Origin of the sequence: Polymorphospora sp. A560, assembly GCF_045781765.1 — a bacterium.
GTDB classification, from domain to species: Bacteria; Actinomycetota; Actinomycetes; order Mycobacteriales; family Micromonosporaceae; genus Polymorphospora; species Polymorphospora lycopeni.
This window is the reverse complement of the sequence record NZ_CP122282.1, coordinates 2,043,129-2,067,792: the sequence shown is the minus strand read 5'-3', so window position 1 is coordinate 2,067,792 and position 24,664 is coordinate 2,043,129. Positions and strand designations below refer to the sequence as shown.

Annotated in this window: 18 protein-coding genes; 4 read left to right on the top strand and 14 right to left on the bottom strand. The window is 73.1% G+C overall.

The window, feature by feature from the left end; all coding sequences use genetic code 11:
* Positions 1–124: 124 nt before the first annotated feature.
* From QCD66_RS09430 to mraZ, 13 genes are all read right to left on the bottom strand, one after another.
* The gene (locus QCD66_RS09430) at positions 125–883 is read right to left on the bottom strand and encodes a YggS family pyridoxal phosphate-dependent enzyme (RefSeq protein WP_364221479.1); all 759 of its coding nucleotides are present in this window, start codon (positions 881–883) and stop codon (positions 125–127) included.
* A 9-nt stretch (positions 884–892) separates the two neighbouring features.
* Positions 893–2,011 (bottom strand): cell division protein FtsZ, encoded by a 1,119-nt coding sequence (gene ftsZ / locus QCD66_RS09425; RefSeq protein ID WP_357537523.1) that lies wholly within the window; start codon positions 2,009–2,011, stop codon positions 893–895.
* A gap of 234 nt (positions 2,012–2,245) precedes the next feature.
* On the bottom strand, positions 2,246–3,070 hold the full coding sequence (locus QCD66_RS09420; protein WP_364221473.1) for an FtsQ-type POTRA domain-containing protein: 825 nt from the start codon (positions 3,068–3,070) through the stop codon (positions 2,246–2,248).
* Entirely contained in the window at positions 3,067–4,515 is a 1,449-nt protein-coding gene (gene murC / locus QCD66_RS09415) for a UDP-N-acetylmuramate--L-alanine ligase (RefSeq protein WP_375737281.1), read from the bottom strand. The genes QCD66_RS09420 and murC overlap by 4 nt, the downstream gene beginning before the upstream one ends.
* A gap of 61 nt (positions 4,516–4,576) precedes the next feature.
* Complete coding sequence (gene murG, locus QCD66_RS09410; protein WP_357537529.1) at positions 4,577–5,683, bottom strand: undecaprenyldiphospho-muramoylpentapeptide beta-N-acetylglucosaminyltransferase; 1,107 nt, start codon at positions 5,681–5,683, stop codon at positions 4,577–4,579.
* Positions 5,683–7,302 carry an FtsW/RodA/SpoVE family cell cycle protein gene (locus QCD66_RS09405; RefSeq protein WP_407567078.1) on the bottom strand — a complete coding sequence of 540 codons (1,620 nt, stop codon included), beginning with the start codon at positions 7,300–7,302 and terminating at the stop codon, positions 5,683–5,685. Before QCD66_RS09405 ends, murG begins: the two co-directional genes overlap by 1 nt.
* A 109-nt stretch (positions 7,303–7,411) precedes the next feature.
* Positions 7,412–8,518 (bottom strand): phospho-N-acetylmuramoyl-pentapeptide-transferase, encoded by a 1,107-nt coding sequence (gene mraY / locus QCD66_RS09400; RefSeq protein ID WP_212820989.1) that lies wholly within the window; start codon positions 8,516–8,518, stop codon positions 7,412–7,414.
* Complete coding sequence (gene murF / locus QCD66_RS09395; RefSeq protein ID WP_375737283.1) at positions 8,515–9,906, bottom strand: UDP-N-acetylmuramoyl-tripeptide--D-alanyl-D-alanine ligase; 1,392 nt, start codon at positions 9,904–9,906, stop codon at positions 8,515–8,517. Before murF ends, mraY begins: the two co-directional genes overlap by 4 nt.
* Positions 9,903–11,435, bottom strand: a complete 1,533-nt coding sequence (locus QCD66_RS09390; RefSeq protein WP_364221461.1) for a UDP-N-acetylmuramoyl-L-alanyl-D-glutamate--2,6-diaminopimelate ligase — start codon at positions 11,433–11,435, stop codon at positions 9,903–9,905. Before QCD66_RS09390 ends, murF begins: the two co-directional genes overlap by 4 nt.
* Positions 11,436–11,697: 262 nt before the next feature.
* On the bottom strand, positions 11,698–13,989 hold the full coding sequence (locus QCD66_RS09385) for a penicillin-binding transpeptidase domain-containing protein (RefSeq protein ID WP_407567077.1): 2,292 nt from the start codon (positions 13,987–13,989) through the stop codon (positions 11,698–11,700).
* A 3-nt stretch (positions 13,990–13,992) separates the two neighbouring features.
* The gene (locus QCD66_RS09380) at positions 13,993–14,628 is read right to left on the bottom strand and encodes a hypothetical protein (RefSeq protein ID WP_375736140.1); all 636 of its coding nucleotides are present in this window, start codon (positions 14,626–14,628) and stop codon (positions 13,993–13,995) included.
* Positions 14,629–14,669: 41 nt separating this feature from the next.
* Positions 14,670–15,938 carry a 16S rRNA (cytosine(1402)-N(4))-methyltransferase RsmH gene (rsmH, locus tag QCD66_RS09375; protein ID WP_375736133.1) on the bottom strand — a complete coding sequence of 423 codons (1,269 nt, stop codon included), beginning with the start codon at positions 15,936–15,938 and terminating at the stop codon, positions 14,670–14,672.
* 210 nt (positions 15,939–16,148) lie between these two features.
* Positions 16,149–16,580 carry a division/cell wall cluster transcriptional repressor MraZ gene (gene mraZ, locus QCD66_RS09370; RefSeq protein ID WP_364221452.1) on the bottom strand — a complete coding sequence of 144 codons (432 nt, stop codon included), beginning with the start codon at positions 16,578–16,580 and terminating at the stop codon, positions 16,149–16,151.
* A 453-nt stretch (positions 16,581–17,033) separates the two neighbouring features.
* Here mraZ and QCD66_RS09365 point away from each other — a divergent pair, with 453 nt between their 5' ends.
* The 3 genes from QCD66_RS09365 to QCD66_RS09355 are packed head-to-tail and all read left to right on the top strand — an operon-like array spanning position 17,034 to position 19,763.
* Positions 17,034–18,254, top strand: coding sequence for a MurT ligase domain-containing protein (locus QCD66_RS09365; RefSeq protein ID WP_357537816.1), 1,221 nt, complete (start codon positions 17,034–17,036; stop codon positions 18,252–18,254).
* Positions 18,244–18,993, top strand: coding sequence for a glutamine amidotransferase (locus QCD66_RS09360; protein ID WP_357537542.1), 750 nt, complete (start codon positions 18,244–18,246; stop codon positions 18,991–18,993). The genes QCD66_RS09365 and QCD66_RS09360 overlap by 11 nt, the downstream gene beginning before the upstream one ends.
* On the top strand, positions 18,990–19,763 hold the full coding sequence (locus tag QCD66_RS09355) for a VTT domain-containing protein (protein ID WP_364221446.1): 774 nt from the start codon (positions 18,990–18,992) through the stop codon (positions 19,761–19,763). Before QCD66_RS09360 ends, QCD66_RS09355 begins: the two co-directional genes overlap by 4 nt.
* 593 nt (positions 19,764–20,356) lie before the next feature.
* On the opposite strand, the gene leuS is transcribed toward QCD66_RS09355, so the two are convergent.
* On the bottom strand, positions 20,357–23,203 hold the full coding sequence (gene leuS / locus QCD66_RS09350; protein ID WP_407567076.1) for a leucine--tRNA ligase: 2,847 nt from the start codon (positions 23,201–23,203) through the stop codon (positions 20,357–20,359).
* Positions 23,204–23,607: 404 nt separating this feature from the next.
* Between leuS and QCD66_RS09345 the strand changes: the two genes are divergently transcribed.
* On the top strand, positions 23,608–24,663 hold the full coding sequence (locus tag QCD66_RS09345; protein ID WP_375736134.1) for an AAA family ATPase: 1,056 nt from the start codon (positions 23,608–23,610) through the stop codon (positions 24,661–24,663).
* The last annotated feature ends 1 nt before the right edge of the window (position 24,664 follow it).

Genomic DNA, 24,664 nt, shown 5'->3' with positions numbered 1-24,664 from the left:
CCACCGGTTGTCGACGGCTCACCGGCCGGTCACGACCGGATCACCGTGGAGCACCGGCCGTGTCCCCCGATCGGGAAGGCCCGTCCCCAAACAACACTGATGTAGTTTGGTGTCCGCCGTCAGGCTACCGCAGCGTGGGACGCATTCCGAGCAACGCGCTGCCGACGCGCACGTGTGTCGCGCCGTACCTGATCGCCTCTTCCAGGTCGGCACTCATGCCCGCCGAGAGCGCGGTCGCTGTCGGATGATCGACACGGAACCGGGCCGCGATCGCGGCCAGCCGCTCGAACGCCGCCGTCGGCTGCCAGCCCAGTGGCGCCACCGCCATCAGCCCGGCCAGGCGCAGCGGACCGTCGCCGGCCACCACGGCCGCCACCTCGTCCAGCCGCCGGTCCGCCTCGACCGCATCGGCCCCCCAGGCCGGCGCCAGCGCGCCGCCCCGGGCCGGATCGCCGTCGACGCTGACCTGCACCAGTACGTCCAGCGGGCGGTCCCGGTGCCGCCGCGCGGCGTCGGCCAGCGCCCGGGCCAGCCGGACACTGTCGACGGAGTGCACCACGTCGGCGTATCCGACCACCGACCGGCACTTGTTGCGCTGGAGCTGGCCGACGAAGTGCCAGGTGACCCGCGTGCCGGCGGCGGCGACCGCCCGGGCCTTGGGTGCCGCCTCCTGGTCGCGGTTCTCCCCCACCTCGGTCACGCCGAGGCCGCCGAGCAGTTCGACATCGGAGGCCGGGTAGGTCTTGGTGACCGCGATCAGGGTCACCTCGCCCCGGTCGCGGCCGGCCGCCGCGCAGGCGTCGGCGATCCGCGCGCGGGTCCGGGCGAGGCCCGCCGCCAGTTCGGCGCGGCGCTCCTCGCGCCCCTGGGTCGACTCGGTCATCGGACCGGCTCAGGACCCGTTCTTGAGGAAGTCCGGCACATCGACGTCGTCGAAGAGCACCCGGCGCGGCGGCTGGGCCGGCGGCGGGCTGACCGGCGGCGGGCTGACGGGTCCGCCGCCGGAGACCGGCTGCGCCGGCGGCGGCGTCTTGCCCGGCGCGGCGGCCGGCTTGTACGCCGGGGTGCCGCCGTCGAAGCCGGCCGCGATCACGGTCACCCGCACCTCGTCGCCGAGCGCGTCGTCGATGACCGCCCCGAAGATGATGTTGGCGTCCGGGTGGGCCGCGTCGGTCACCAGCTGGGCCGCGTCGTTGATCTCGAACAGGCCCAGGTCGGAGCCGCCGGCGATGGACAGCAGCACGCCCCGGGCACCGTCCATGCTCTGCTCCAGCAGCGGGCTGGAGATCGCCGCCTCGGCCGCCTCCACCGCGCGGTTGTCGCCGCGCGCGCTGCCGATACCCATCAGCGCGCTGCCGGCGCCGCTCATGACGCTCTTGACGTCGGCGAAGTCGAGGTTGATCAGGCCCGGGGTGGTGATCAGGTCGGTGATGCCCTGGACACCGGAGAGCAGCACCTGGTCGGCCTGCCGGAAGGCGTCCATCATGCTGATCCCCCGGTCGCCCAGGGCGAGCAGCCGGTCGTTGGGGATCACGATGAGCGTGTCGCACTGGTTGCGCAGCTCGTCGATCCCGGCCTCGGCCTGCACCTGGCGGCGCTTGCCCTCGAACGAGAACGGCCGGGTGACGACACCGATGGTCAGCGCGCCGAGCTTGCGGGCGATGTTGGCGACCACCGGCGCCCCGCCGGTGCCGGTGCCGCCGCCCTCGCCGCACGTCACGAAGACCATGTCGGCACCCTTGAGCACCTCTTCGATCTCGTCGCGGTGGTCCTCGGCGGCGTTCTTGCCGACGTCGGGGTTGGCGCCCGCACCGAGCCCGCGGGTCAGCTCCCGGCCCACGTCGAGCTTGACGTCGGCGTCGCTCATCAGCAGCGCCTGGGCGTCTGTGTTGATGGCGATGAACTCGACGCCCTTGAGGCCGACCTCGATCATCCGGTTGACGGCGTTCACACCGCCGCCACCGATGCCGACGACCTTGATGACCGCCAGGTAGTTGTGCGGAGGAGTCATCGGGCGACCTTTCCCTTCGAGGTGGGCGGCTGCCGACCGTGTGCGGCCCGGCCAGACCGCGATCAACATCCACTCGGTACGACAAGGGTCAGGGGGTGAACCCTAACCCTCTACTAGAGGCTTACAGTTATGTCAACTACTGATCCTCACCGGCAAGGTAGGCGGACGCGCGGCCGCAACCAAGGACCTGCGCGGCGTGTCGCCAAGGTGTGAGTCGGATATCGGACCAGCGGCTCAGCGGATCGTGACCACGTCGGGCGCGCTGACATCGATCATGTCACCCTCGCGGGCGAGCAGTGCGGTCGCCACCTCGGCCTTCGTCGCGCTGTCCGTGGCGTCGCCCCACACCACCTCACGCTCGTCCGCCAGCAGCAACCGGATCCGCGCCGGACTGTCCACCACCACCTCGACCAGTTCCCGCCGCAGGTCGTCGGTCAGTGCGGTCAGCACCGTCAGCGCCCCCCGGGTGCCCAGGTCGTCGGGTCCCGGCTCGGCCACCCGCACCAGCGGCAGCCCGTCCGGCCGCTGCGGCAGCTCACGGAAGACCACACCGGACGCGTCCACCACCACGAACGCCTCGCCGCGCGGCACCACCGCGACCGGCGTACGTTCCACCACGTCGACCACCACCGTGTTCGGAAACTCCCGCGACACCGCGACCCGCTCCACCTGCGCCAGCCCACCGACCCGGCGCTCCACCGCACCGGTGTCCAGGCCGGCCAGCGGCGCGCCGGACCGGACCGCCGCCGCGGCGCGTACCTGGTCGGGGGTCAGCAGATCCGTCCCGTTGACGCGCACGTCGCGTACGCCGAACACGGCGGTGCCGTAGACCACCCAGGCCGCCAGGCCGACCAGGGCCAGCAGCGCACCGGCGACCGCCCACGGCAGCGCCGCCCGCAGCCGGCGCTGGCGGGCCCGGCGCATGAACCGCCGTACCGACGGCGGCACGGCGTCGCTGCCGGCACGCACCAGCCGCCACCGCCGGGTGGGCTCACCCTGGCGGTCCCGCCCGCCGGCCGCCGGGCCGCCGGGCCGCCCGCGGCCGGCCCCGGCGGTCATCCCGCGCCGGGGGTCGGGGCGTCCGGGGCGGGCCGGGCCAGCGCGTCGAGCAGTTCGTCGCCCATCAGGGAGATCGGCGGGGCGCCCATGGTGACCACCAGGTCACCGGCGCGAGCCCGGCGGGTCACCTCGGCCGGCACCTCCTCCCAGGACGGCACGAACACCTTCCGCGCGTCGGGCAGGTCGACCGCGGCGGTCAGCGCCACGCCACCCTCCCCCGGCTCGCGGACCTCGCCCGGACCGAACACCTCCAGGACGATCACCTCGTCGGCCAGCGACAGCGCGGCGGCCAGCTCGGCATGCAGGTCACGGGTGCGGTAGACCCGGTAGGGCTGGAACACCACGAGCAGCCGGCCGCCGGCGGCGACCTCGCGCAGGGTGCGCAGCGCCGCGGTCATCGAGATCGGGTGGTACGCGTACTCGTCGTAGACCTGGACGCCGCCGGCCACCCCCTTGCGCTCGAACCGCCGGCGTACCCCGGGGAAGGTCGCGAGCGCCTCGACGGCCGCGTTCAGCGGCACACCCAGCTTGCGGGCGGTGAGCAGGGCGGCGGCGCTGTTGAGGCCCATGTGGTGGCCGGGCACCGGCAGCCGGATCTCGCCCAGCGACACGCCGTCGAGATGGGCGAAGTAGCGCACCCCCTGCACCGACGAGACGACCTCGGTCAGCCGCAGGTCGGCGGCGGCGGCGGTGCCGTACGTGAACACCCGCCGGCCGCGCGCCCGCAGGGTCGCGATCAATCGCTGCGCCCCCGGGTCGTCGGCGCAGGTCACCACGAACCCGTCCGGGTCGGTCAGCTCGGCGTACTCGACGAACGCCGCCTCCAGCCCGGCGAGGTCGCCGTACGTGTTGAGATGGTCGGCGTCGACGTTGGTGATGATCGAGACGTACGGCCGGTAGCGCAGGAACGAGCGGTCGCTCTCGTCGGCCTCGGCGACGAAGTACCGGCCGGTGCCGTGGTGGGCGTTCGATCCCACCTCGGAGATCTCCCCGCCGATCACGAACGACGGATCCTCGCCGGCGTGCTGCAGGATCAGCGTCATCATCGACGTGGTCGTGGTCTTGCCGTGCGTGCCGGCGACCGCGACCGTGCGCCGGCCGGTCATCGTCGCCGCCAGCGCCTCCGAGCGGTGCAGCACCCGCAGGCCGCGCCGGCGGGCCTCGACCAGTTCGAGGTGGTCCTGCGGGATCGCCGTCGAGTAGACGACCGTGTCGACACCGTCGAGGTTGGACTCGACGTGGTTCATGTGGATCGTGCCGCCCAGGGCACGCAGCCCGGCCAGCGCCGGCCACTCGCGCAACTCGCTGCCGGACACCACCATGCCACGGGTGAGCAGCAGGCGGGCCAGCCCGCTCATGCCGACGCCGCCGACCCCGATCAGGTGGATGGCGCCCAGATCCTCGGCGGCCAACGTGCCGGTCGCACCGGCCTGTGCGATGTTCACAGCCGAACCCTCCCGTGTCGCGGCGCCCCGTCCGTCGGGCCACCGCCTTGTGTCGCGAGCCTCATCGGGCCACTGCCTCGTAAACGAAGTCGAGCAGTGCCTCGTCACCGTCGCGGCGCCCGTACGCCGCCGCCGCCGTACCCATCGCGGCGAGCCGGCGCGGGTCGCGCAGCAGCGGCAGCAGGTTGCTCTCGATCCAGCCGGGGCTCAGCTCGGCGTCGTCGACGATGAGACCGCCGCCCGCCTCGACGACCGGCAGCGCGTTGCGCTTCTGCTCCTGGTTGCTGTGCGGGTAGGGCACGTAGACCGCGGGCAGCCCGATCGCGGCCACCTCGGCGCAGGTCATCGCCCCGCCGCGGCACAGCATCAGGTCGGCGGCGGCGTAGCCCAGCTCCATCTGCGAAAGGTACGGCAGCGTCACGTACGGCACCGGCAGATCGGTCGGCACCGACACCGGCTCGTTACGGGCGCCGATCACGTGCAGCACCTGCACCCCGTGCCGGGCCAGTTCCTTCGCCGCCCCGGCGACGGCCAGGTTGATCGAGCGGGCGCCCTGCGAACCACCGGACACGAAGACGACGGGCAGGTCGGGCCGCAGCCCGAAGTGCGCCCGGGCGGCGGCCTGCTGGGACCATCGGTCCAGGCCGGTGATGCCGCGCCGCAGCGGCACCCCGACGACGCGGGCGTTGCGCAGCGACTCGGCCTGCGCCGGCTGGTGCGGGAAGCCGACCGCGATGTGCTTGGTGAACTTCATGCCGAGCCGGTTGGCGACCCCCGGCGGCACGTTGACCTCGTGGATGACGATCGGCAGCTCGCGCCGCCAGGCGGCCAGGTAGGCCGGGACCGAGACGTACCCGCCGAAGCCGACGACCACGTCGGCCCGGACCTCCTCGATCACCTTGCCCGCCGCGCGGGCCGCCTTGTACATCCGGTCCGGGGTCCGCATCAGGTTCACGTTGATCGACCGGGGCAGCTGGTAGGCCGGGATCTGCCGCAGGTCGTAGCCGGCCGGCGGGATCAGCTCGTTCTCCAGGCCCTTGGGTGTGCCGACGCAGGTGATCCGGACGTTGGGGTCGTGTCGGCGCAGGCAGTCGGCGAAGGCCAGCAGCGGGTAGATGTGTCCCCCGGTGCCACCTCCGGCGAGCACGACCGACCGAAGCTGACCCATCAACGTCTCCTCTCGCTGCCCGAACCGGCGCGCGGCCGCGCCGTGCCGCCCTGCTTAGGCCGGGCGTCGCCGTCGCGCCGCTTCGTGGCGCCCGGATCGGCGCCCCGCCTGGCACCGGAACCGGTGCTCCGGGCGGTGGGCGCGGACGATCGGTCCGCGCGGCGCCCGGCGGGAAGCGGCGGCAACGGGGCCCAGAGTAGTCGTACCCATCGGGCCGGCGGTCGGGCATGCAGAGCTCGGGCGGCGTCCGGTTCGGCGCGGGCGAACGACGCCAGCATGCCGACCGCGGCCAGGGTCACCAGCAGGGCGCTGCCGCCGCGGGAGATGAACGGCAGTGGCACGCCGGTGAGCGGGATGAGGCCGACCACGCCACCGATGTTGATCAGCGCCTGGCTGACCAGCCAGGTGGTCGCCGACGCCGCCGCCAGCCGCCGGAAGTCCCCCTCGACCCGGCGGGCGATCCGCATCCCGCTGTACGCGAGCACGCCGAACAGGGCGAGCACGACGAAGCAGCCGACCACGCCCAGCTCGTTGGCGAGAATGGCGAAGATGAAGTCGTTGTCGGCGGCCGGCAACCAGTCCCACTTCAGGCTGCCCTTGCCCAGGCCGACCCCGAACCAGCCGCCGGTGTCCAGCGCGTTGCGGGACTGGATCATCTGGTAGCACAGGTCGAGCTTGCAGTCGTCTGGCGGGTTGAAGAACAGCGTGAGCCGGTCGAGCCGGTAGTTGCCGCCTTCGCCGCCCTGCGACGCCGCCGCGATCAGCAGGCCCACGCCGGCCAGGCCGAGCACCGACAGCGTGGCGAAGATCCGCAGCCGTACGCCGGCCGCCCACAGCAGGCCGACGACCACGGCGAGCAGGCACAGCATGGTGCCGAGGTCGTTGTAGCCGACCAGCACGAACAGCAGGCCGACCACCGGGAAGAGCGGCATGGCCAGTTCCCGCCACCAGCCCAGGGCCGCCCCCTTGCGGGCGATCACGTCGGAGCCCCACAGCACCATGCCGAACTTCGCCACCTCGGAGGGCTGCAGCCCGACCGGCCCGATGAAGAGCCAGAGCCGGTCGGCCTCCAGCGGTCCCAGGACGGACTCTTTGAGCAGCCCCAGCGCGGCGAGGGCCAGCAGCGCGTCGAGGATGACCAGCAGGGTCAGCGCCACACCGAGCACCGGGATCGCCAGGGCCTGGAACGTACGCGCCGGCAGCCGCTGGCACACCCAGAAGGCGACCAGGCCGATCAGCGCGAAGGCTGCCTGGTTGGCGAACGTGGCGGTGGCGCTGCCCACGTCGGCGAACGACCTGACGCTGGTCACCGAGTAGACCATGGTCAGGCCGATGACCAGCAGCAGGCCGGCGCTGGACAGCAGCAGGTAGTAGGAGGCGAGCGGCCGGGCGAGCAGGCCGCGCAGGGCGGCGAGCCCGCCGGACAGGTCGACGCCGCGCCCCGGTGCCCCGGCGGGCGCTCCGGCCCGTCGCGGCCCACCGACCTGCTGGCCGGTGCGCTCCGGCCCGGCCGGCTGTTTGGCCCGTGGCGACCCGGCGGCCGCCTCGGCCCGTGGCGGCCCGGGCCGGTCGGTGGCCGGTACCGCCCCCTCGTCGTCCGGCGGCTGCTCTCCCGTCATCGCCCGGCCCTCCCGTCCTGCCACATCGCCTCATCATGGGCGTTCGTCCGACGCCCGGCGGCGTTGCCGCCGGCCGGGCGTGTCGGGGCGAATCGCCCATCGTGACCGGTCAGCCCATGGCGGTCAGGAAATCGCTGTAGAACAGGCCGAGCGCGATCGCGACCCCGATCCCGGCGATGATCCAGAACCGGACCACGATGTTGACCTCGCTCCAGCCGGCCAACTCGAAGTGGTGCTGCAACGGCGACATCCGGAAGACCCGCTTGCCGGTGGTGCGGAACGAGATGATCTGGATGACGACCGACATCGTGATGATCACGAAGAGCCCGCCGATGATCGGCAGCAGCAGCACGGTACGGGTGGACATCGCCATCCCGGCGATGAGCCCGCCGAGGCCGAGCGCGCCGGTGTCGCCCATGAAGATCCGGGCCGGCGACGTGTTCCACCACAGGAAGCCCACACACGCCCCGGCGGCCGCGCCGGCGATCAGCGCGATCTCCAGCGGGTCGCGTACGGCGTAGCAGTAGATGTCCTCGCGGGTCACGTAGTTGGGGTCGGCGCACCAGTGCCGGTACTGCCAGAACGCGATGAACGCGTACGCCCCGAGCACCATCACCGACGCGCCGGTGGCCAGACCGTCGAGGCCGTCGGTCAGGTTCACGCCGTTGGTCGCCGCCATCACCACGAAGATGAAGATGATGACCGAGGCGACCTTGCCGACGTCGAGGAAGTCGATGTCGCGGACGAACGACAGCGTCGTGCTGCCGACGGTCTCCCCGTTCGTGCTGGGGAAGTAGAGGGCGATGACGCCGAAGACGGCGCCGACCAGCATCTGCCCGATCAGCTTGCCGCGCTTGTTGAGGCCCAGACTGTTGCGCTTGCGGACCTTGAGGAAGTCGTCGAGGAACCCGACCGCGCCGGAGAAGACCAACAGGCCGAGCAGCACCAGCGCGGTGATGGTCGGGCCGACCTGGAAGATCTGCTGGTCCGGCAGGGTGGTCAGGGCGAGGTGCCCGGCCACGTACGCGATGACGGTGGCCACGATGAAGGCCACGCCGCCCATCGTCGGCGTGCCCTTCTTGCCCAGGTGCATCTGCGGGCCGTCGGAGCGGATCGGCTGCCCGGCCTTCAACCGGGTGAACACCTTGATCGCGACGGGGGTGATGAACAGCGAGACCAGGAACGCCACGCCGATCGCGACGATGACCGCCCTCACGCCGCGGCTCCCCCGTTCGCACGCAGCGCGTCGACCACGTCCCAGGTCTGGTAACGCGAACCCTTCACCAGGACGACGTCACCGGCGCGCAACTCGTCACGCAACCGCCCGACCGCCGTTTCCTGATCGGCCACCAGCACCGACTCTCCTCCCCATCTCGGATCAGCCGTTGCCGCCTCGTGGATCGGGGCGGCAGCCGCGCCGACCACGTAGAGGCGGTCCACCTCCAGCTCGGCCACCAGCCGGCCGACCTGTTCGTGCCCGGAACGCTCCTGTTCGCCCAGCTCGGCCATGTAGCCGAGCACGGCGACGGTGCGCCGGTCCTTGCCCATCGCGGCCAGCGCGCGCAGCGCGGCCGCCGTCGAAGCCGGGTTGGCGTTGTACGAGTCGTCGACGACGGTGACGCCGTCGGGCCGGTCGAACACGTCCATCCGGCGGGTGGAGACCAGCCGCAGCTCGCCCAGTGCCGCCGCGAGTTCGGCGTCGGGCAGCCCGGCCTCGCGGGCGACCGCCGCGGCGGCCAGGGAGTTGCCGACCTGGTGCCGGCCGCTGAGCCCGAGCCGGACCGGGTGCCGTCCGTCCGGGGTCACCAGCGTGTACGACGCCCGGCCCCGCTCGTCCAGCTGCACGTTCTCGGCGCGCACGTCGGCGTCGGCCGCTTCGCCGACGAGCACCACCCGGGCCGCCGTACGGGTGGCCATGGCGCTGACCAGCGGGTCGTCGGCGTTGAGCACGGCCACCCCGTCGGCGGGCAGCGCCTCGACGAGTTCGCCCTTCGCGGTCGCGATCCCCTCGACCGAACCGAACTCGCCGATGTGCGCCACCCCGACGTTGACCACGACGCCGATCGTCGGCGGGGCGATCCGGCACAGGTAGCTGATGTGTCCGGGGCCGCGGGCGCCCTTCTCCAGCACCAGGAACCGGGTCTGCGGCCCGGCGCGCAGCACGGTGTGCGGGTGCCCCAGCTCGTTGTTGAGGGAACCGGGCGGCGCGACGGTGGGACCGACCCGGGCCAGCAGCTGGCCGATCAGGTCCTTGGTCGAGGTCTTGCCGGAGGAACCGGTCACCCCGACCACGGTCAGGTCCGGCAGCCGGCGTACCGAGACCCGGGCCAGCGCGGCGATCGCCGCCAGCGGATCGGCCACCACGACCATCGGTACGCCCGGCACCTCGCGGCTGCCGAGCACGCCGGCCGCGCCGGCCTCGACCGCCCGCGCCGCGTAGTCGTGGCCGTCGACCTTCTCCCCGACGAACGCGACGAACAGGCCGCCCGGCCCGATCTTGCGGGAGTCGTATTCGACGGTGCCGGTGACCGTCGCGGTTCCGTCGGTGCCGGCCAGCCGGCCGTCGACGGCCCCGGCCACCTCGGCGAGCGTCAGCGGGATCATCGCTGCCCCACCAGGTGCCCGAACCGCGCGGCGAGCGCGGCGCCCAGCTCGACCCGGTCGTCGAAGGGGTGGGTGACCCCGGCGATTTCCTGGCCGCGCTCGTGGCCCTTGCCGAGCAGCGCGACCACGTCGCCCGGCCCGGCCAGCCGGACGGCCTCGTCGATCGCGGCCCGGCGGCCGGCCACCTCCACGATCCGGGCGGTGGAGCCGGCATCGGCGGCGCCGCGCAGCACCTCGGCGCGGATCGCGGCCGGGTCCTCCGACCGCGGGTTGTCGTCGGTGACCAGGACCAGGTCGGCGCCGCGCGCGGCGGCCGCCCCCATCACCGGGCGTTTGGCCCGGTCCCGGTCGCCGCCGGCACCGATCAGGCAGATCAGCCGGCCCTGTCCGGCGCCGACCAGGTCGCGCAGCGCGGCCAGGACGGCCACGATCGCGTCCGGCTTGTGTGCGTAGTCGACCACGCCACGCACCGGACCCGGCGCGTCGACCAGTTCCAGCCGGCCCGGCACCCCACGGCAGGCGGCCACCCCGGCGGCGGCCGTCACCGGGTCGACGCCGACGGCGACCAGGGCCGCGATGGCGAGCAGCGCGTTGGCGACGTTGTGCCGGCCGGGCAGCGCCACGCCGGCCTCGACGGCGACCCCGCCGGGGCCGTGGGCGACGAACCGCTGCTCGTAGCCGCTGCCCCCGATGTCGGTCGCCCGCCAGGTCGCGGCCGGGTCACCGGCGGCGGAGTACGTCACCGTGTCCGGCTTGTGCAACGGCAGCAGTGCCGGGTCGTCGAGGTTGAGCACCTCGACCCCGCACCGGCCGTCGAAGAGCTGCGCCTTGGCCGCGAAGTAGTCGGCGGAGTCGGCGTGGAAGTCCAGGTGGTCCTGCCCGAAGTTGGTGTAGCCGCCGACGTCGAACCGGACCCCGCCGACCCGGCCCATCGCCAGCGCGTGGCTGGACACCTCCATGACCAGGGCGGTCACGCCGCGCTCGCGGGCGGCGGCGAGCATCGCGTGCAGGTCGGTGGCCTCCGGCGTGGTGCGGACGCTGTCCACGGTCAGCTCGCCGAGCCGGGTCTCGACGGTGCCGATCAGGCCGGTGACGTGCCCGGCGGCCCGCAGCCCCGACTCGACCAGGTAGGCGGTCGAGGTCTTGCCGGCGGTGCCGGTGACGCCGATGACGAGCAGGTCGCCGGTGGGATCGCCGTACACGGCCGAGGCGACCGTGCCGAGCACCGCCCGCGGGTCGTCGACGACCAGCGCCGGCAGGCCGGCGGCCGCGGCGGCCGGGGCGCCGGCCGGATCGGTGAGTACGGCGACCGCGCCGGCCGCCGCCGCGGCGGGCACGAACTCGGCGCCGTGCCGGCGGGCGCCCGGCAGTGCGGCGTAGAGGTCGCCGGGCAGCACGTCGCCGCTGGCGTGCGTCACCCCGGTGACGGTCAGCGCCACGGCGCCGTCCGGGGGTGTGACGCCGAGCAGCGCGGCGAGGCCGGCCAGCCGGTGGGGAGCGACGGTGTGAGGACGCGGATTGCCGGGCACGGCGGTAGACCCTACCCCGTCCGGTTGACGGGGCGGCACAGCCGGCCCGGTGGTTCGTGGAGTCACCCGGGCCCTCCTTCGGCGCTGCGGGGCGCGTGGGAGCGCCGCCTCCGGCGGGCCGACGTCCCGGTACGCGTATCGGACGAGGCAGTATCACCACCACACGCCCGGCAAAACACCGATCAGACGCAAGTCGGCACGGGCACCGGCCACTGATCCCGGCGTGGTCCGCCGGCCCGGTGGAGCCGGTGCACCGCGCCGGCTACCCCGGGAAGACGACGAACTTCGGCGGCTCGGTGCCGGTCGGCGGCACCCGGTAGTGCAGGAGGGTGAACGCCATGATGTCCTTGAACGTCGGTGCCGCGATGTCGCCGCCCCCGCCGCCGGGGGTGTGGGCGAACACCGACACCACGTACCTGGGGTTGTCGGCCGGCGCCATTCCGATGAACGACGCGACCTCGCCCGGGGCGTAGCGACCGTCGACCACCCGCGAACCGGTGCCGGTCTTGCCGGCCACCCGGTAGCCCGGGATGGCCGCCTTCAGACCGGTCGCCCCCGGCACGGTGGTCACCGCCTCCATGACCGTACGCAGCGCGGCCGCGTTCTCCGGGCTGATCACCCGGCGGGTCTCCGGCGCCGGAGCCGCCGTACGCGTGCCGTCCGGGTTGACCGTCTCGCGGATCAGCCGGGGCTGCACCCAGGTGCCGCCGTTGGCGATCGCCGCGTAGACGGCGGTCATCTGCAGCGGGGTGACGTCGACGCTGTGCCCGATCGGGATCGAGCCCGGCGACGAGCCGTTCCAGTCCTTCGGTTCGAGCACCCGGCCGGCCGCCTCTCCCGGCATGCCCTCGCCGGTCGCCTTACCGAGCCCGAACTTCAGCTGGTAGTCGTAGAGCCGCTGCGCCCCGAGCTGGTCGGCGAGCATGATCGTGCCGACGTTGGACGAGAACGCCATCATGCCGGGCAGGCTCATCTGGGCGCCCTGCGCGTTGCGGCTGTCGCGGTAGGTGGTGCCGCCCTTGTTGATGGTCGCCGGCACCGGCAGCGTGCCGTCCGCCGCGATCACGCCCTCCTCCAGCGCGGCGCCGAACACGATCGGCTTGTGCACCGAGCCCGGGTCGACGACGAAGCTCGTCGCGGCGTCCTCCCGGTCGGTCGGCTTGCTGCCCTTCCAGTTCGCCGCGTCGTACGTCGGATGGCTGGCCTGGGCGAGCACCTCGCCGGTCCGGATGTCCATCACCACGACGGTGCCGGTGGTCGCCCTGACCCGGGCCATGGCCTCGCTCAGGATGCGCTGGACCTCGAACTGCAGGTCGCGGTCGATGGTGAGGACCAGGGAACTGCCCGGCTGCGCCACCCGCTCCTTGAGGTAGCCGTCCGGGATCGCCTTGTCGAGGTCGCCCCGGCCGACCTCGAAGATCCGCTCGCCGTTGACGCCACGCAGTACGTCGTCGTACCGGGCCTCGATGCCCTCCAGGCCGGACATGTCGTCGCCGGTGAACCCGATCAGGTTGGCGCCGAGGTCGCCGCCGGGCACCTCGCGCCGCTCGTCGCGGTGCGCCCCGATACCGGCGATCTCCAGCTTGGTGATCTGCGCAGCCGTCTCGATGTCGACGCCCCGGGCCAGGTATTCGAACTGCGACTCGTTCCCGTCCGGGCGCTTCTGCGGCAGCAGGCGCGGCAGCAGTTGCGACTTCGGGATGCCGAGCAGCGGCGACAGCGCGGTGGCGGCCGCGGCCGGGTCGGTGACCTTGGTCGGGTCGGCGTAGACGTACCGGGCCTCTACGCTGTGCGCGAGGACCGCGCCGTCCCGGTCGTAGATGGTGCCCCGGGGCGCCGGGATGACGACCGGGTTGCTGAGCCGGCCGGCGAGGCCGCCGTCGGCGTACGCCGGGGTGTCGACCACCTGGATGACGACCAGCCGGATGCCGATGACGGCGAAGAGCGTCAGGGCGAGGAAGCTGCCCAGCCGCAGCCGCCGGTTCGGGTTGGCCAGTTGCGGTGGCCGTGGCTTGCGGTACGGCCGTACCGGCTGTCCCCGGCCGGCGGTGCCGGACCCGCGGCGCGGTGCCGGTGCGGCGCCGGGGCCACGGACGGCCCGGCTCCCGGTGCCCCGACCACGTTCGGTGGCGGCCCGGCCGGTGCCCGTACGGTCCGTTCCGGCGCGGCCGGTGCCGTCGCGCCCGGCGCGGCCGGTGCCCCGGTCCCGGGCACCCCGGTCGGCGCGGTCCGGCTCACCGCGGCCGCCGGCACGGTCCGAACCCCGTGCCGGCTGGGCCGGGGTACGCCGAACCGGTCCCTTGCGTCCGCCGTCGAGCACCTGCAACGCCGGCCGGAACGGGTCCCCGCTGCGGTCGGGGCGGCCGGCGTCGCGCACGGTACGGCCCCGGGGGGTGTACGACCGCGCGTCCGAGATGCCGCCGAGCCGCCGCTCGGGGGTGTCTCCGTCAGCGGCGCCGCCCCGGCCCTGGCTGTCCCGGCCGGCCGCCGACCGGGACGAGCCGCGCCGGGGCACTTCCGTGTCCCGGCGCGGCTCGTTCGACCTTGGTGCCATGGGCTATTGACCCGCTCCCTGCTGGCTGCTGATCGCCGGCTGCCCGCCGGCCGGCTGTGGGATGCCGATGACCTGGCCGTCCGGCAGCCGGATGAACGCCGGCTGCTTGGACTCCACGAGTCCGAGCTGACGGGCCCGGGCGGTGAGGTTGCCCGGCGCCTCGTGCTGCGCGATCTCGCGCTTGAGCTTCTGCTCCCGCACGTCGAGCGCGGCCTGCTCGGTCTGCAGGCTGTCGAGCCGGAACGCGTTCTCGTTGATCTTCGTGTTGATCACGAGGATGCCGAGCACCCCGCCGACCACGAGCACCAGGACCGCGGCCACGAACGGCGCCCGCGGCACCGCGACCGGGCGCGGTGGGGCGACCCGGAGCCGGGGCGCCGGCTGCGCGTCGACCTCGGCGCCGGCCGGCTCGGCCGTGGCGCGCCATTCCTGCTCGCGGGGCGCCAGCGCCGCGCTGCCCTGGGTCGGGAACTCGCGGACCGCGCCGTCGCGGTTCTCCCGACCGGCGACGGACGTGCCGCGCGCCGAGGCGATGTCCCGGGCACCCGTGGCCGCCCCCCGGCCACCGCGCGCCCGCGTCGTGTTCCGGCTCGTGGTCGCATCCGTGGTCCGGCCCCCCGACCGCGGTGCGCGCCGCATGGTGTCGCGCTCGACACCGTTCCCGCCGCTGATTCGCTCGCTCATGATCCCTCCCCCTTTTCGTCCGTCTCCCCCGGACGTCGCCGCCCGTCCTGCCCCTGCGGTGCGGACGTCGCGGAGCGCCGCCGGGCGCTCGGCTGGTGCAACGCCTTCACCTGACGGCGGGGCCGTTCGCGGGCGGCCCGTGCCGTCTTGCCGTTCCCGGCCGGTCGCGGGTCGGCGCCCCTGCCCCGTCCCGTACCCGCCGGGCCGCCACCGCTCCGGCCTTCCCCGCCGGTGCCGGTGTCGCGACCTCTTGCCGTGCCGGCGGTGCGGCCCGCCCGGGCACCGGCTTCCCCTGCCGGTCGTGCGTCCGGGTCGATCCGTTCCGCCGCCCGCAGCCGTACCGAGGCGGCGCGCGGGTTCGCCGCGACCTCCGCCTCGCCCGGCAGTTCGGCGCCGCGGCTGAGCAACCGCAGCGTCGGACCGGTACCGGGCAGTTCGACCGGCAGGTCGACCGGCCCGGTACTGCGGGCCCGCGCGCCGATGGCCTGTTTGGTGAGGCGGTCCTCCAGCGAGTGGTAGGACAGCACCACCATCCGGCCGCCGGGCGCGAGCGCGTCCAGCGCGGCTGGCAGTGCCGTCTCCAGCACCGCCAGCTCCTGGTTTACCTCGATACGCAACGCCTGAAACGTTCTTTTTGCCGGGTGTCCACCCGTTCGTCGCGCTGGTGCCGGAATGGACTCCCTGACCAGTTCGGCGAGCCGGGCCGACGAGGTGATCCGGGCCCGGCCCCGCTCCCGTACGATCGCCCCCGCGATCCGCCGGGCGAACTTCTCCTCGCCGTACACCCGCAGCACCCGGGCCAGTTCGTCGACCGGATAGGTGTTGACCACCTCTTCGGCCGTCGTTCCCCGGGTCTGGTCCATCCGCATGTCCAGCGGGGCGTCCTGCGCGTAGGCGAACCCGCGGTCGGGTGCGTCGAGTTGCAACGACGACACACCGAGGTCGAAGAGCACCCCGTCGACCAGTGGCAGGCCGAGTTCGTCGAGGACGCCGGGCAGTTCGTCGTAGACCGCGTGCACCAGGTGGATCCGGTCGGCGTACGGCCGCAGCCGGTCACGGGCGTGCGCCAGCGCCTCGGTGTCGCGGTCGAGCCCGACGAGGACCGTCCGGGGAAACGCCGCGAGCACCGCCTCGGCGTGCCCGGCGAGGCCGAGCGTGGCGTCGACGTGCACCGTCTGCCGGTCGCCCCGGTCCAGCGCGGGGGCCAGCAGCTCGAGACACCGCTCGAGCAGCACCGGCACGTGTGTGCCGCGAAGCTCCCCCATGTCGACCCCCCGGTGGACCGCCGTCTGGTGTGAATGTGCCCGGTGGAAAGCTGTGCCGCTCGCCGTACCGCCAGATCCCCATCCGCTCGTTACGCCTGGCGCCGGGGAAGAGGCGCCAGGGGCATAGGAGCGGCTGGAGATCTCGCAGTACGTCGGGCGACCGGCGCCGGACCGGTCCTTCGCGGGGACCGGTTGCCGTCGTGCGCCCTCCTACAGTCCGCCGGGCAGCACCCCCTCCTCGATGTCGGCGAATTCGTCTTCGCTCTCGGCGAGGTAGGTGTCCCAGGCCTGTCGGTCCCAGATCTCCACCCGGCTGCTCGCCCCGATCACCACGAGGTCGCGGCCCAGACCGGCGTAGTCGCGCAGGTGACCGGGTATGGTCACGCGCCCCTGCCGATCCGGGACCTCGTCGTGCGCGCTGGCGAAGAAGACCCGGCTGTAGGCCCGCGCGGCCTTGTGCGTCATCGGTTGCTGGCGCAACTGGTCGGCGATCCGCTGGAACTCGGGCGTCGGGAATACGTAGAGACAGCGCTCCTGCCCTTTGGTGATCACGACACCTCCCGCCAGCTCGTCCCGGAACTTCGCCGGGAGGATCAGCCGGCCCTTTTCGTCCAGGCGCGGTGTATGGGTGCCGAGAAACACCGACCCAAACCCCCTCGCCCATCGGCGGTGTTCGCGGCACCGCAGATCCCCCTGGGCCGGCGGACCCTTCCGGACCCGCCATCGGGCCCCACTCTACTCCACTTCCCTCCACCTGCAACCAGAATCGCGGGTTTGGCAAGCCCTGTCTCATTTGCAAAACCGCACGTCAGAGCGGGTGGAGCGGAGTGGAGGGCGGCGAGCGGCGGGGCGTCCGGTCACCTACCCGACATTGATCAACTCTGTGGCGATCACCACGGTTTCGACCGGTATCGAGCCGTTGGCCTGCCGCGCAGCCCCGTTCTGTCAAGCCCGGGGAGGAAAGTGGAGGGTCACCGGTCGGGCGTTGTCCAGGGCGAACGGACCGGTCGCCCCCGCCGGAAGGCCCGCTGTCCTCCACGGCGATCGGGAGCCCGCGCCAGTTCCGGTAACCTCGCTCGCGTGACGGACGCGAAAATGCCCCTGCGCGCAAAGGTGGCCAGCTCAGTGTCGCGGACCGCCGCGGCGCTGTCGCGGGCCGCCGGCCGCGGTGACGGCTCGGTGATCGGTGGCTGGCTCGGGCTGAAGATCGACCCGGAGTTGCTCGCCCACCTCGCCGCCGGCCGGACGATCGCCCTGGTGTCCGGCACCAACGGCAAGACCACCACGACCCGGCTGGCCGCCGCCGCCGTCGGCGTCCTCGGACCGGTGGCGACCAACTCCTTCGGCGCCAACATGCCCACCGGGCACACCTCCGCGCTGGCCAAGGCCGGCCACACCCCGTACGCGGTGCTGGAGGTCGACGAGCACTACCTCGCCCAGGTCCTCGACGCGACCGAACCCCGGGTCGTCGCCCTGCTCAACCTCTCCCGCGACCAGCTCGACCGGGCGAAGGAGGTGGCGATGATGGCCCAGGGCTGGCAGACCACCCTGGCCAAGCACCCCGACGTGCACGTCGTCGCCAACGCCGACGACCCGATGGTGGTCTGGGCCGCGATCGGTTCGGCGCACACCACGTGGTTCAGCGCCGGCCAGCGGTGGCACGACGATTCGTGGGTATGCCCCGAATGTGGTTCCCCGATCGAGCGCGCCGAGGACCAGTGGTGGTGCACCGGCTGCACGCTGCGCCGCCCGCAACCCCACTGGGTGGTCGAGGACGACGGCGTCGTCGACCCCACCGGCGCCTGGCACAAGATCGTCCTTCAGCTTCCCGGCCGGGTCAACATCGGCAACGCGGCCACCGCGCTCGCCGTCGCGGCGCAGTTCGGCGTACGCCCCACCGACGCGGTGTCGCGCCTGGGCGGGGTCGCCTCGATCGCCGGCCGCTACGCCCAGGTCGTCCGCGACGGCCGCGGCATCCGGCTGCTGCTCGCCAAGAACCCGGCGAGTTGGCTGGAGGCGTTCGACATGGCCGACCACGCGCCGACACTGCTCTCCATCAACGCGCGCGACCCCGACGGCCTGGACACCTCCTGGCTCTTCGACGTCGACTTCGCGCCGCTGCGCGGCCGGCAGGTCCTCATCACCGGCGACCGGGCCTACGACCTGGCCGTCCGGCTCGACATCAACGACGTGCCCTTCCAGCACGTACGCACCTTCTCCCAGGCGATCGCGGCGGTACCGCCCGGCCGGCTGGAGGTGATCGCCAACTACACGGCGTTCCAGGACATCCGAGCGGAGTTGGACCGTGTCAACTGATGCCGGCTACCCGGCCCCCCCGCCGCCGGGCGCGGACAGCTACCTTCGCCTGGTCTGGGTCTACCCCGACCTGCTGTCGACCTACGGCGACCGCGGCAACCTGCTGATCCTCGCCCGCCGGGCGCAGCGCCGCGGCATCCCGGTCCAGACCATCGAGGTACGGTCCGACCAGACGCTGCCGACCGCCGCCGACATCTACCTCCTCGGCGGTGGCGAGGACGGCCCGCAGGCGCTGGCCGCCCAGCGGCTGATCTCCGACGGCAACCTGCACCGCGCCGTCAACCAGGGCGCGGTCGTGTTCGCCGTGTGTGCCGGCTACCAGCTCCTCGGCGGCTCCTTCTTCGCCAAGGGCGCCAAGTGCGCGGGCCTCAACCTGCTCGACCTCTACTCCGACCGGGGGCCGACCCGGGCGGTCGGCGAGCTGGCCGGCGACATCGACCCGCGGCTCGGGCTGCCGCCGCTGTCCGGCTTCGAGAACCACGGCGGCCGCACCCACCTCGGCCCCGGCGTGTCACCGCTGGCCCGGGTCACCACCGGGATCGGCAACGACGGCAGCACCGAGGGTGCCTGGCGCGGCCACGTGCTCGGGACGTACTCGCACGGCCCGGCCCTGTCGCGCAACCCGGCCCTGGCCGACCTGCTGCTGCGCTGGGCCACCGGCACCAACAACCTCGCCCCGCTCGACGACACCTGGTCGGACCGGCTGCGGGCCGAGCGCGCGGCCGCCGTACGGGTATGAGCGGCCCCGGCCGCTGGCTGCGGACCCGGGCCGACGAACTGGTCCGGGCCGTACGGCTCCCGCCGCACGGCCACGGCCGGCCGCTGCGGGAACGGCTGCGCGAGCGGCCGTTCCGGCGGTTCGTCCTCCTCCTCGGCATGCTCGGGGTCCTCGGGATCGTCATGCTCCTGGTGCCGCAGCCCGACCTGGCCGCCGCCCCGGAGATGGTCGACGACCTGGGCCCGTTCGCGCCGGTCGCCGCGGTCGTGGTCGGTGCGCTGCTGCTCGTGGCGCTCGTACCGCGCACCTTTCTCACCGTCGCCTGGGGAGCCCTGTTCGGCCCGCTCGGCGGCGCCGGCTACACCCTGGGCGCGGCGCTGCTCGCCGCCGCGCTCGGGTTCGCCGTCGGCCGGCTGCTCGGCCGCGAATTCGTCGCCGAGCGGATCCGGGGCCGGCTGGCCAGACTCGACGGCTGGTTCGCCCGGCAGAGCGTCTTCGGTGTGATCACCGTACGGCTGCTGCCGATCGGCGGCTTCGGCCTGGTCAGCTACGGCTACGGCACCACCGGCGCGCGGCTGCTGCCGTTCCTGGTCGGCAGCCTGCTGGCCTCCGTACCGTCGGCGTTCGGCTACGCGGCGGTCGGCGCCGCGGTGGCCGAGCCGGACACCTTCAACCCGCTGTCGGTCGCCCCGGCCGGCCTGGGCCTGATCGCCACCGCCGTCATCGTGTGGCGCTGGCGCCGCTCCGCCCTCCGCGACCGCACCCCGGCCGCCGGCACCGCGCCGAACTGACCCCGCCCACCGGCGCCGCCCGGTCAACCCACGGTCCGGTCGACCCGCGGTCCGGTCGACCCGCGGTCCGGTCGACCCGCGGTCCGGTCGACCCGCGGTCCGGGTAACCCACGGTCCGGGTAACCCACGGTCCGGTCGACCCGCCGTCCGGTCAACCCGCCGGTTGTCGTGGCGACGGGCGGCCGGTGGCCGGACCGGGGATCGGGACCTGCCGCCGGCGCCCAGGGCCGGCTCCAGGGCCGGGACCCACGGCCGGGACCCACGGCCGGGACCGGGGCGCCGATCAAGGAGTCGCTGACCGGCCTGCCGCCGGCCGGGCATGTGTCGCTGTTCGGGGTCACAGCGAATTCGCTGTATCCACACTGAATTCGCTGTGGCTCGAAACAGATACCCCGGCCCGGGAATGTTCGGGGGGCGAACCGGCGCGGCCGCGCCGGCCCGGCTCGGCCCCGGCCCGACCCCGGCGCAGCGGCGGCAGTGCGGACCGAACCGGACCGGACCGACCGAACCGAACCGAACCGGACCGAACCGAACCGGACCGCACCGGACCGCCGCCCCGGCCGGCAGGGCGCCGGCCGGGGCACCTGCGGCGGTCAGGGAACGATGCTGACCATCCGGCCCTTGACCACGATGACCTTGCGGGGCTCCTTACCGCCCAGTTGCTCGGCGACCACGGCCAGCGCCGCCGCGCGTACGGTCGGCTCGTCGGCGTCGGCCGGGACCTCGATCCGGCCGCGGACCTTGCCGCCCACCTGCACCGGGTAGGTCACCGACTCGGCGACCAGCAGCGCCGGGTCGGCCGTCGGGAAGTCGGCGTACGCCAGCGAGCCGGGGTGACCCATCCGCTCCCACAGTTCCTCGGCGATGTGCGGGGCGAACGGGGCCAGCATCAGCACCAGCGGTTCGGCCACCTCGCGCGGGGTGGCGGGCAGCCGGGTCACCGCGTTGGTCAGCTCGATCAGCTTGGCGATCGCGGTGTTCAGCCGGATGCCGGTCAGGTCGGCGCGGACGCCGTCGACGATCCGGTGCAGCAGCCGCCGGGTGGCGTCGTCGGCGGGTTCGTCGACGACCCGCAGCGCCCCGGTCTCCTCGTCGACGACGGTGCGCCAGACCCGTTGCAGGAACCGGTACGCGCCGACGACCGCCCGGGTCTCCCACGGCCGGGAAACCTCCAGCGGCCCCATCGACATCTCGTAGACCCGGAACGTGTCGGCGCCGTACGCCTCGACCATCTCGTCCGGGGTCACCACGTTGCGCAGGGACTTGCCCATCTTGCCGTACTCGCGGTTGACCTCGACCTCGCCGTGGAACCAGCGGCCGTCACGCTCCTCGACCTCGGCCGCGTTGACGTACGCGCCGCGGGCGTCGGTGTACGCGTACGCCTGGATGTAGCCCTGGTTGAACAGCTTGCGGAACGGCTCGAACGAGGTGACGTGGCCCAGGTCGAACAGCACCTTGTGCCAGAAGCGGGCGTACAGCAGGTGCAGTACGGCGTGCTCGACACCGCCGACGTACAGGTCGACGCCGCCGCAGTCGCCGGCCCCGCGTGGCCCCATCCAGTAGGTCTCGTTGTCCGGGTCGACGAATCGTCCGGCGTTGGTCGGGTCCAGGTAGCGCATCTCGTACCAGCAGGATCCGGCCCACTGCGGCATGGTGTTGGTCTCGCGCGTGTAGCGCTTCGGGCCGTCGCCCAGGTCCAGTTCGACCTCGACCCAGTCCCGGGCCCGCGACAGCGGGGTCTCCGGGGAGGTGTCGGCGGCCTCGGGGTCGAACGTCTTCGGCGAGAAGTCGTCGATCTCGGGCAGTTCCAGCGGCAGCATGCTCTCCGGCAGCGCGACCGGCAGGCCGGTCTCGTCGTAGACGATCGGGAACGGCTCGCCCCAGTAGCGCTGCCGGCTGAACAGCCAGTCGCGCAGCCGGTAGGTGGTGGCGCCCTGGCCGTGGCCGTTCGCCTCCAGCCACTCGATGATGCGGGCCTTGGCGTCGGCGACGCCCAGGCCGTCCAGGTCCAGGCCGCGGTCGGGCGCGGCGCTGTTGATCGCCGGACCGTCCCCGGTGTACGCCTTGCCGTCGAAGCCGTCCGACGGCCGCACGGTACGGATGATCGGCAGGTCGAAGACCTCGGCGAAGGCCCAGTCCCGCTCGTCCTGCCCGGGCACCGCCATGATGGCGCCGGTGCCGTAGCCGGCCAGCACGTAGTCGGCGATGAAGACCGGCACCGGTGCGCCGTTGACCGGGTTGGTGGCGTAGGCGCCGGTGAAGACGCCGGTCTTCTCCTTGGCGTCGGCCTGCCGTTCGACGTCGCTGCGGCCGGCGGCGAACTCGCGGTAGGCGGCGACGGCGGCGCGCGGGTCGGCGTGGCCTCCGGTCCAGGCGTCGCGGGTGCCGGCCGGCCAGGTGCCGGGCACGATCCGGTCGACCAGTTCGTGTTCGGGGGCCAGCACCATGTAGGTGGCACCGAAGACGGTGTCCGGGCGGGTGGTGAAGATCCGGATCGGGTCGGCCGAGCCGGGGACCGGGAAGTCGATGTGGGCGCCGGTCGAGCGGCCGATCCAGTTGCGCTGCATCAGCTTGATCGGCTCGGGCCAGTCCAGAGTGTCCAGATCCGCCAGCAGCCGGTCGCCGTACGCGGTGATCCGCATCATCCACTGCTTCAGGTTGCGCTTGAAGACGGGGAAGTTGCCGCGTTCGGAGCGTCCGTCGGCGGTGACCTCCTCGTTGGCCAGCACGGTGCCCAGGCCCGGGCACCAGTTCACCGGCGACTGCGAGACGTACGCCAGCCGGTGGTCGTCGACGATCAGGCGGCGCTCGACCGGGTCCAGGTCGGCCCAGGGGCGACCGTCCGGAGTGGGCCGGGTGCCGGCCTCGAACTCGGCGACCAGTTCGTCGATCGGGCGGGCGCTTCGCCGGTCGGTGTCGTACCAGGAGTTGAAGACCTGCAGGAAGATCCACTGGGTCCAGCGGTAGAAGTCGACGTCGGTCGTCGCCACCGAGCGCCGCCCGTCGTGGGCCAGGCCCAGCATCCGCAGTTGCGCCCGGTAGCGGGTGATGTTCTCGTCGGTGGTCTTGCGCGGGTGCTGCCCGGTCTGCACCGCGTACTGCTCGGCCGGCAGCCCGAAGGAGTCGAAGCCCATGGCGTGCAGCACGTTGCGGCCGGCCATCCGCTGGAAGCGGCCGTAGCAGTCGGTGCCGATGAAGCCCAGCGGGTGCCCGACGTGCAGCCCGGCACCCGACGGGTACGGGAACATGTCCAGGATGTACATCTTGTCGGCTCCGGCCCGGGGGTGGTCCGGGTCGGCCAGCGGCCCCACCGGGTTCGGAGCGTGGAACGTCCCGCGCTCCTCCCAGCGGTCCTGCCAGCGCGCCTCGATCTCGTTGGCCAGCGCGGCCGTGTATCGGAAGGACGGGATGTCGCCAGCCGTCTCGACTACGTCACTCATGGTTGCCACCTCGGTCTAGTCCAGGGCTCGGGAATCGTCGGCGCGCGAACCAACGCGGTCTACAGGGGCATAAAAAAGCCCCTCGCGCAGGAGGGGAAGCCGTGCCGCTGATCCCGTGCTCGGCGGCGGCGCCTCGCGTGGGTCTGTCAGCACGGCTAGGTAAGGAGCAGAAAAGCCCTGGCCATGACGGCAGTCTAACCCTTTCGCCCGACGATGTCGCACCGCGGCCGCCCGAATTCGCCGACCCTCGACAAGCACCCCGGTCGGCGCGGTGGCCGAATCCGGTTAGCCTGATGAAAGCTACGGGAGACCGGTCGACGCGACCGGTCTATTTCCGCAGACTTTCGGCCGGGTCTGGAAACTCCAGTCATCAGCCAGGCAGCAGCGCGACGAGGAGGAGGCCCGTGACACAGCAAACCCGGGACGAGCTGGGCGACATCCTGCCCGCCGACGAGTTCCGCACCGCAAGTGAAGCCATCGTCGCCAACATCGAGCAGGTCATCGAGGGCAAGACCGCCACCGTACGCCTGGCGCTGGCTGTCCTGCTCGCCGAGGGGCACCTGCTCATCGAGGACGTACCCGGAGTCGGAAAGACCAAACTGGCCAAGGCTCTCGCCCGGACGATCGACTGTTCCGTACGGCGGATCCAGTTCACCCCCGACCTGCTGCCCAGTGACGTCACCGGGGTGAGCGTCTACAACCAGGAGACCCACGACTTCGAGTTCAAGCCGGGCGCCGTCTTCGCCAACCTGGTCGTCGGCGACGAGATCAACCGGGCCTCCCCCAAGACGCAGTCGGCGCTGCTGGAGTGCATGGAGGAACGGCAGGTCACCGTCGACGGCACGACGTACGAGCTGCAGAGCCCGTTCATGGTGATCGCCACCCAGAACCCGATCGAGATGGAGGGCACCTACCCGCTGCCGGAGGCGCAGCGCGACCGGTTCACCGCCCGGATCGCGATGGGCTATCCCGACGCCGGCGCCGAACTCGCCATGCTCGACGTGCACGGCGGGGCCGACCCCCTGCACGCGCTGCGCCCGGCCGCCGACGCGGCCACCGTACGCCGCCTGATCGCCACCGTCCGCGACGTACACGTCGCCGACGCGGTCAAGCAGTACGCGGTCGACCTGGTCACCGCCACCCGTGAAGCCCCCGACCTGCGGCTCGGCGCGTCCCCCCGGGCCACCCTCCAGCTCTTGCGCACCGCCCGGGCCGTGGCCGCGCTGGACGGTCGCGACTACGTGCTCCCCGACGACCTCCAGACGCTGGCCGTACCGGTGCTCGCGCACCGCATCATGCCGACCGCCGACGCGCAGCTCGCCCGGCGTACCACCGACGCGATCGTCGCCGACCTGGTGCACCGCCTCCCGCTGCCACACGACCGGCGGTCCCCGTACGACACCCGCTCGACCGGCAACGACGACAACGGCCGCTCCCACTACGAGCCCCGGGGGCGGTGAC

What these genes read in the sequence shown, in the direction of transcription:
- murF (WP_375737283.1), bottom strand. Translation starts at nt 9,906, where the DNA reads ATGATCCCGCTGACGCTCGCCGAGGTGGCCGGGGCCGTCGACGGCCGG.
- QCD66_RS09355 (WP_364221446.1), top strand. Translation starts at nt 18,990, where the DNA reads ATGAGCGGCCCCGGCCGCTGGCTGCGGACCCGGGCCGACGAACTGGTC.
- rsmH (WP_375736133.1), bottom strand. Translation starts at nt 15,938, where the DNA reads ATGGGGGAGCTTCGCGGCACACACGTGCCGGTGCTGCTCGAGCGGTGT.
- leuS (WP_407567076.1), bottom strand. Translation starts at nt 23,203, where the DNA reads ATGAGTGACGTAGTCGAGACGGCTGGCGACATCCCGTCCTTCCGATAC.
- QCD66_RS09420 (WP_364221473.1), bottom strand. Translation starts at nt 3,070, where the DNA reads ATGACCGCCGGGGCCGGCCGCGGGCGGCCCGGCGGCCCGGCGGCCGGC.
- QCD66_RS09385 (WP_407567077.1), bottom strand. Translation starts at nt 13,989, where the DNA reads ATGGCACCAAGGTCGAACGAGCCGCGCCGGGACACGGAAGTGCCCCGG.
- QCD66_RS09380 (WP_375736140.1), bottom strand. Translation starts at nt 14,628, where the DNA reads ATGCGGCGCGCACCGCGGTCGGGGGGCCGGACCACGGATGCGACCACG.
- murG (WP_357537529.1), bottom strand. Translation starts at nt 5,683, where the DNA reads ATGGGTCAGCTTCGGTCGGTCGTGCTCGCCGGAGGTGGCACCGGGGGA.
- QCD66_RS09405 (WP_407567078.1), bottom strand. Translation starts at nt 7,302, where the DNA reads ATGACGGGAGAGCAGCCGCCGGACGACGAGGGGGCGGTACCGGCCACC.
- QCD66_RS09365 (WP_357537816.1), top strand. Translation starts at nt 17,034, where the DNA reads ATGCCCCTGCGCGCAAAGGTGGCCAGCTCAGTGTCGCGGACCGCCGCG.
- ftsZ (WP_357537523.1), bottom strand. Translation starts at nt 2,011, where the DNA reads ATGACTCCTCCGCACAACTACCTGGCGGTCATCAAGGTCGTCGGCATC.
- QCD66_RS09430 (WP_364221479.1), bottom strand. Translation starts at nt 883, where the DNA reads ATGACCGAGTCGACCCAGGGGCGCGAGGAGCGCCGCGCCGAACTGGCG.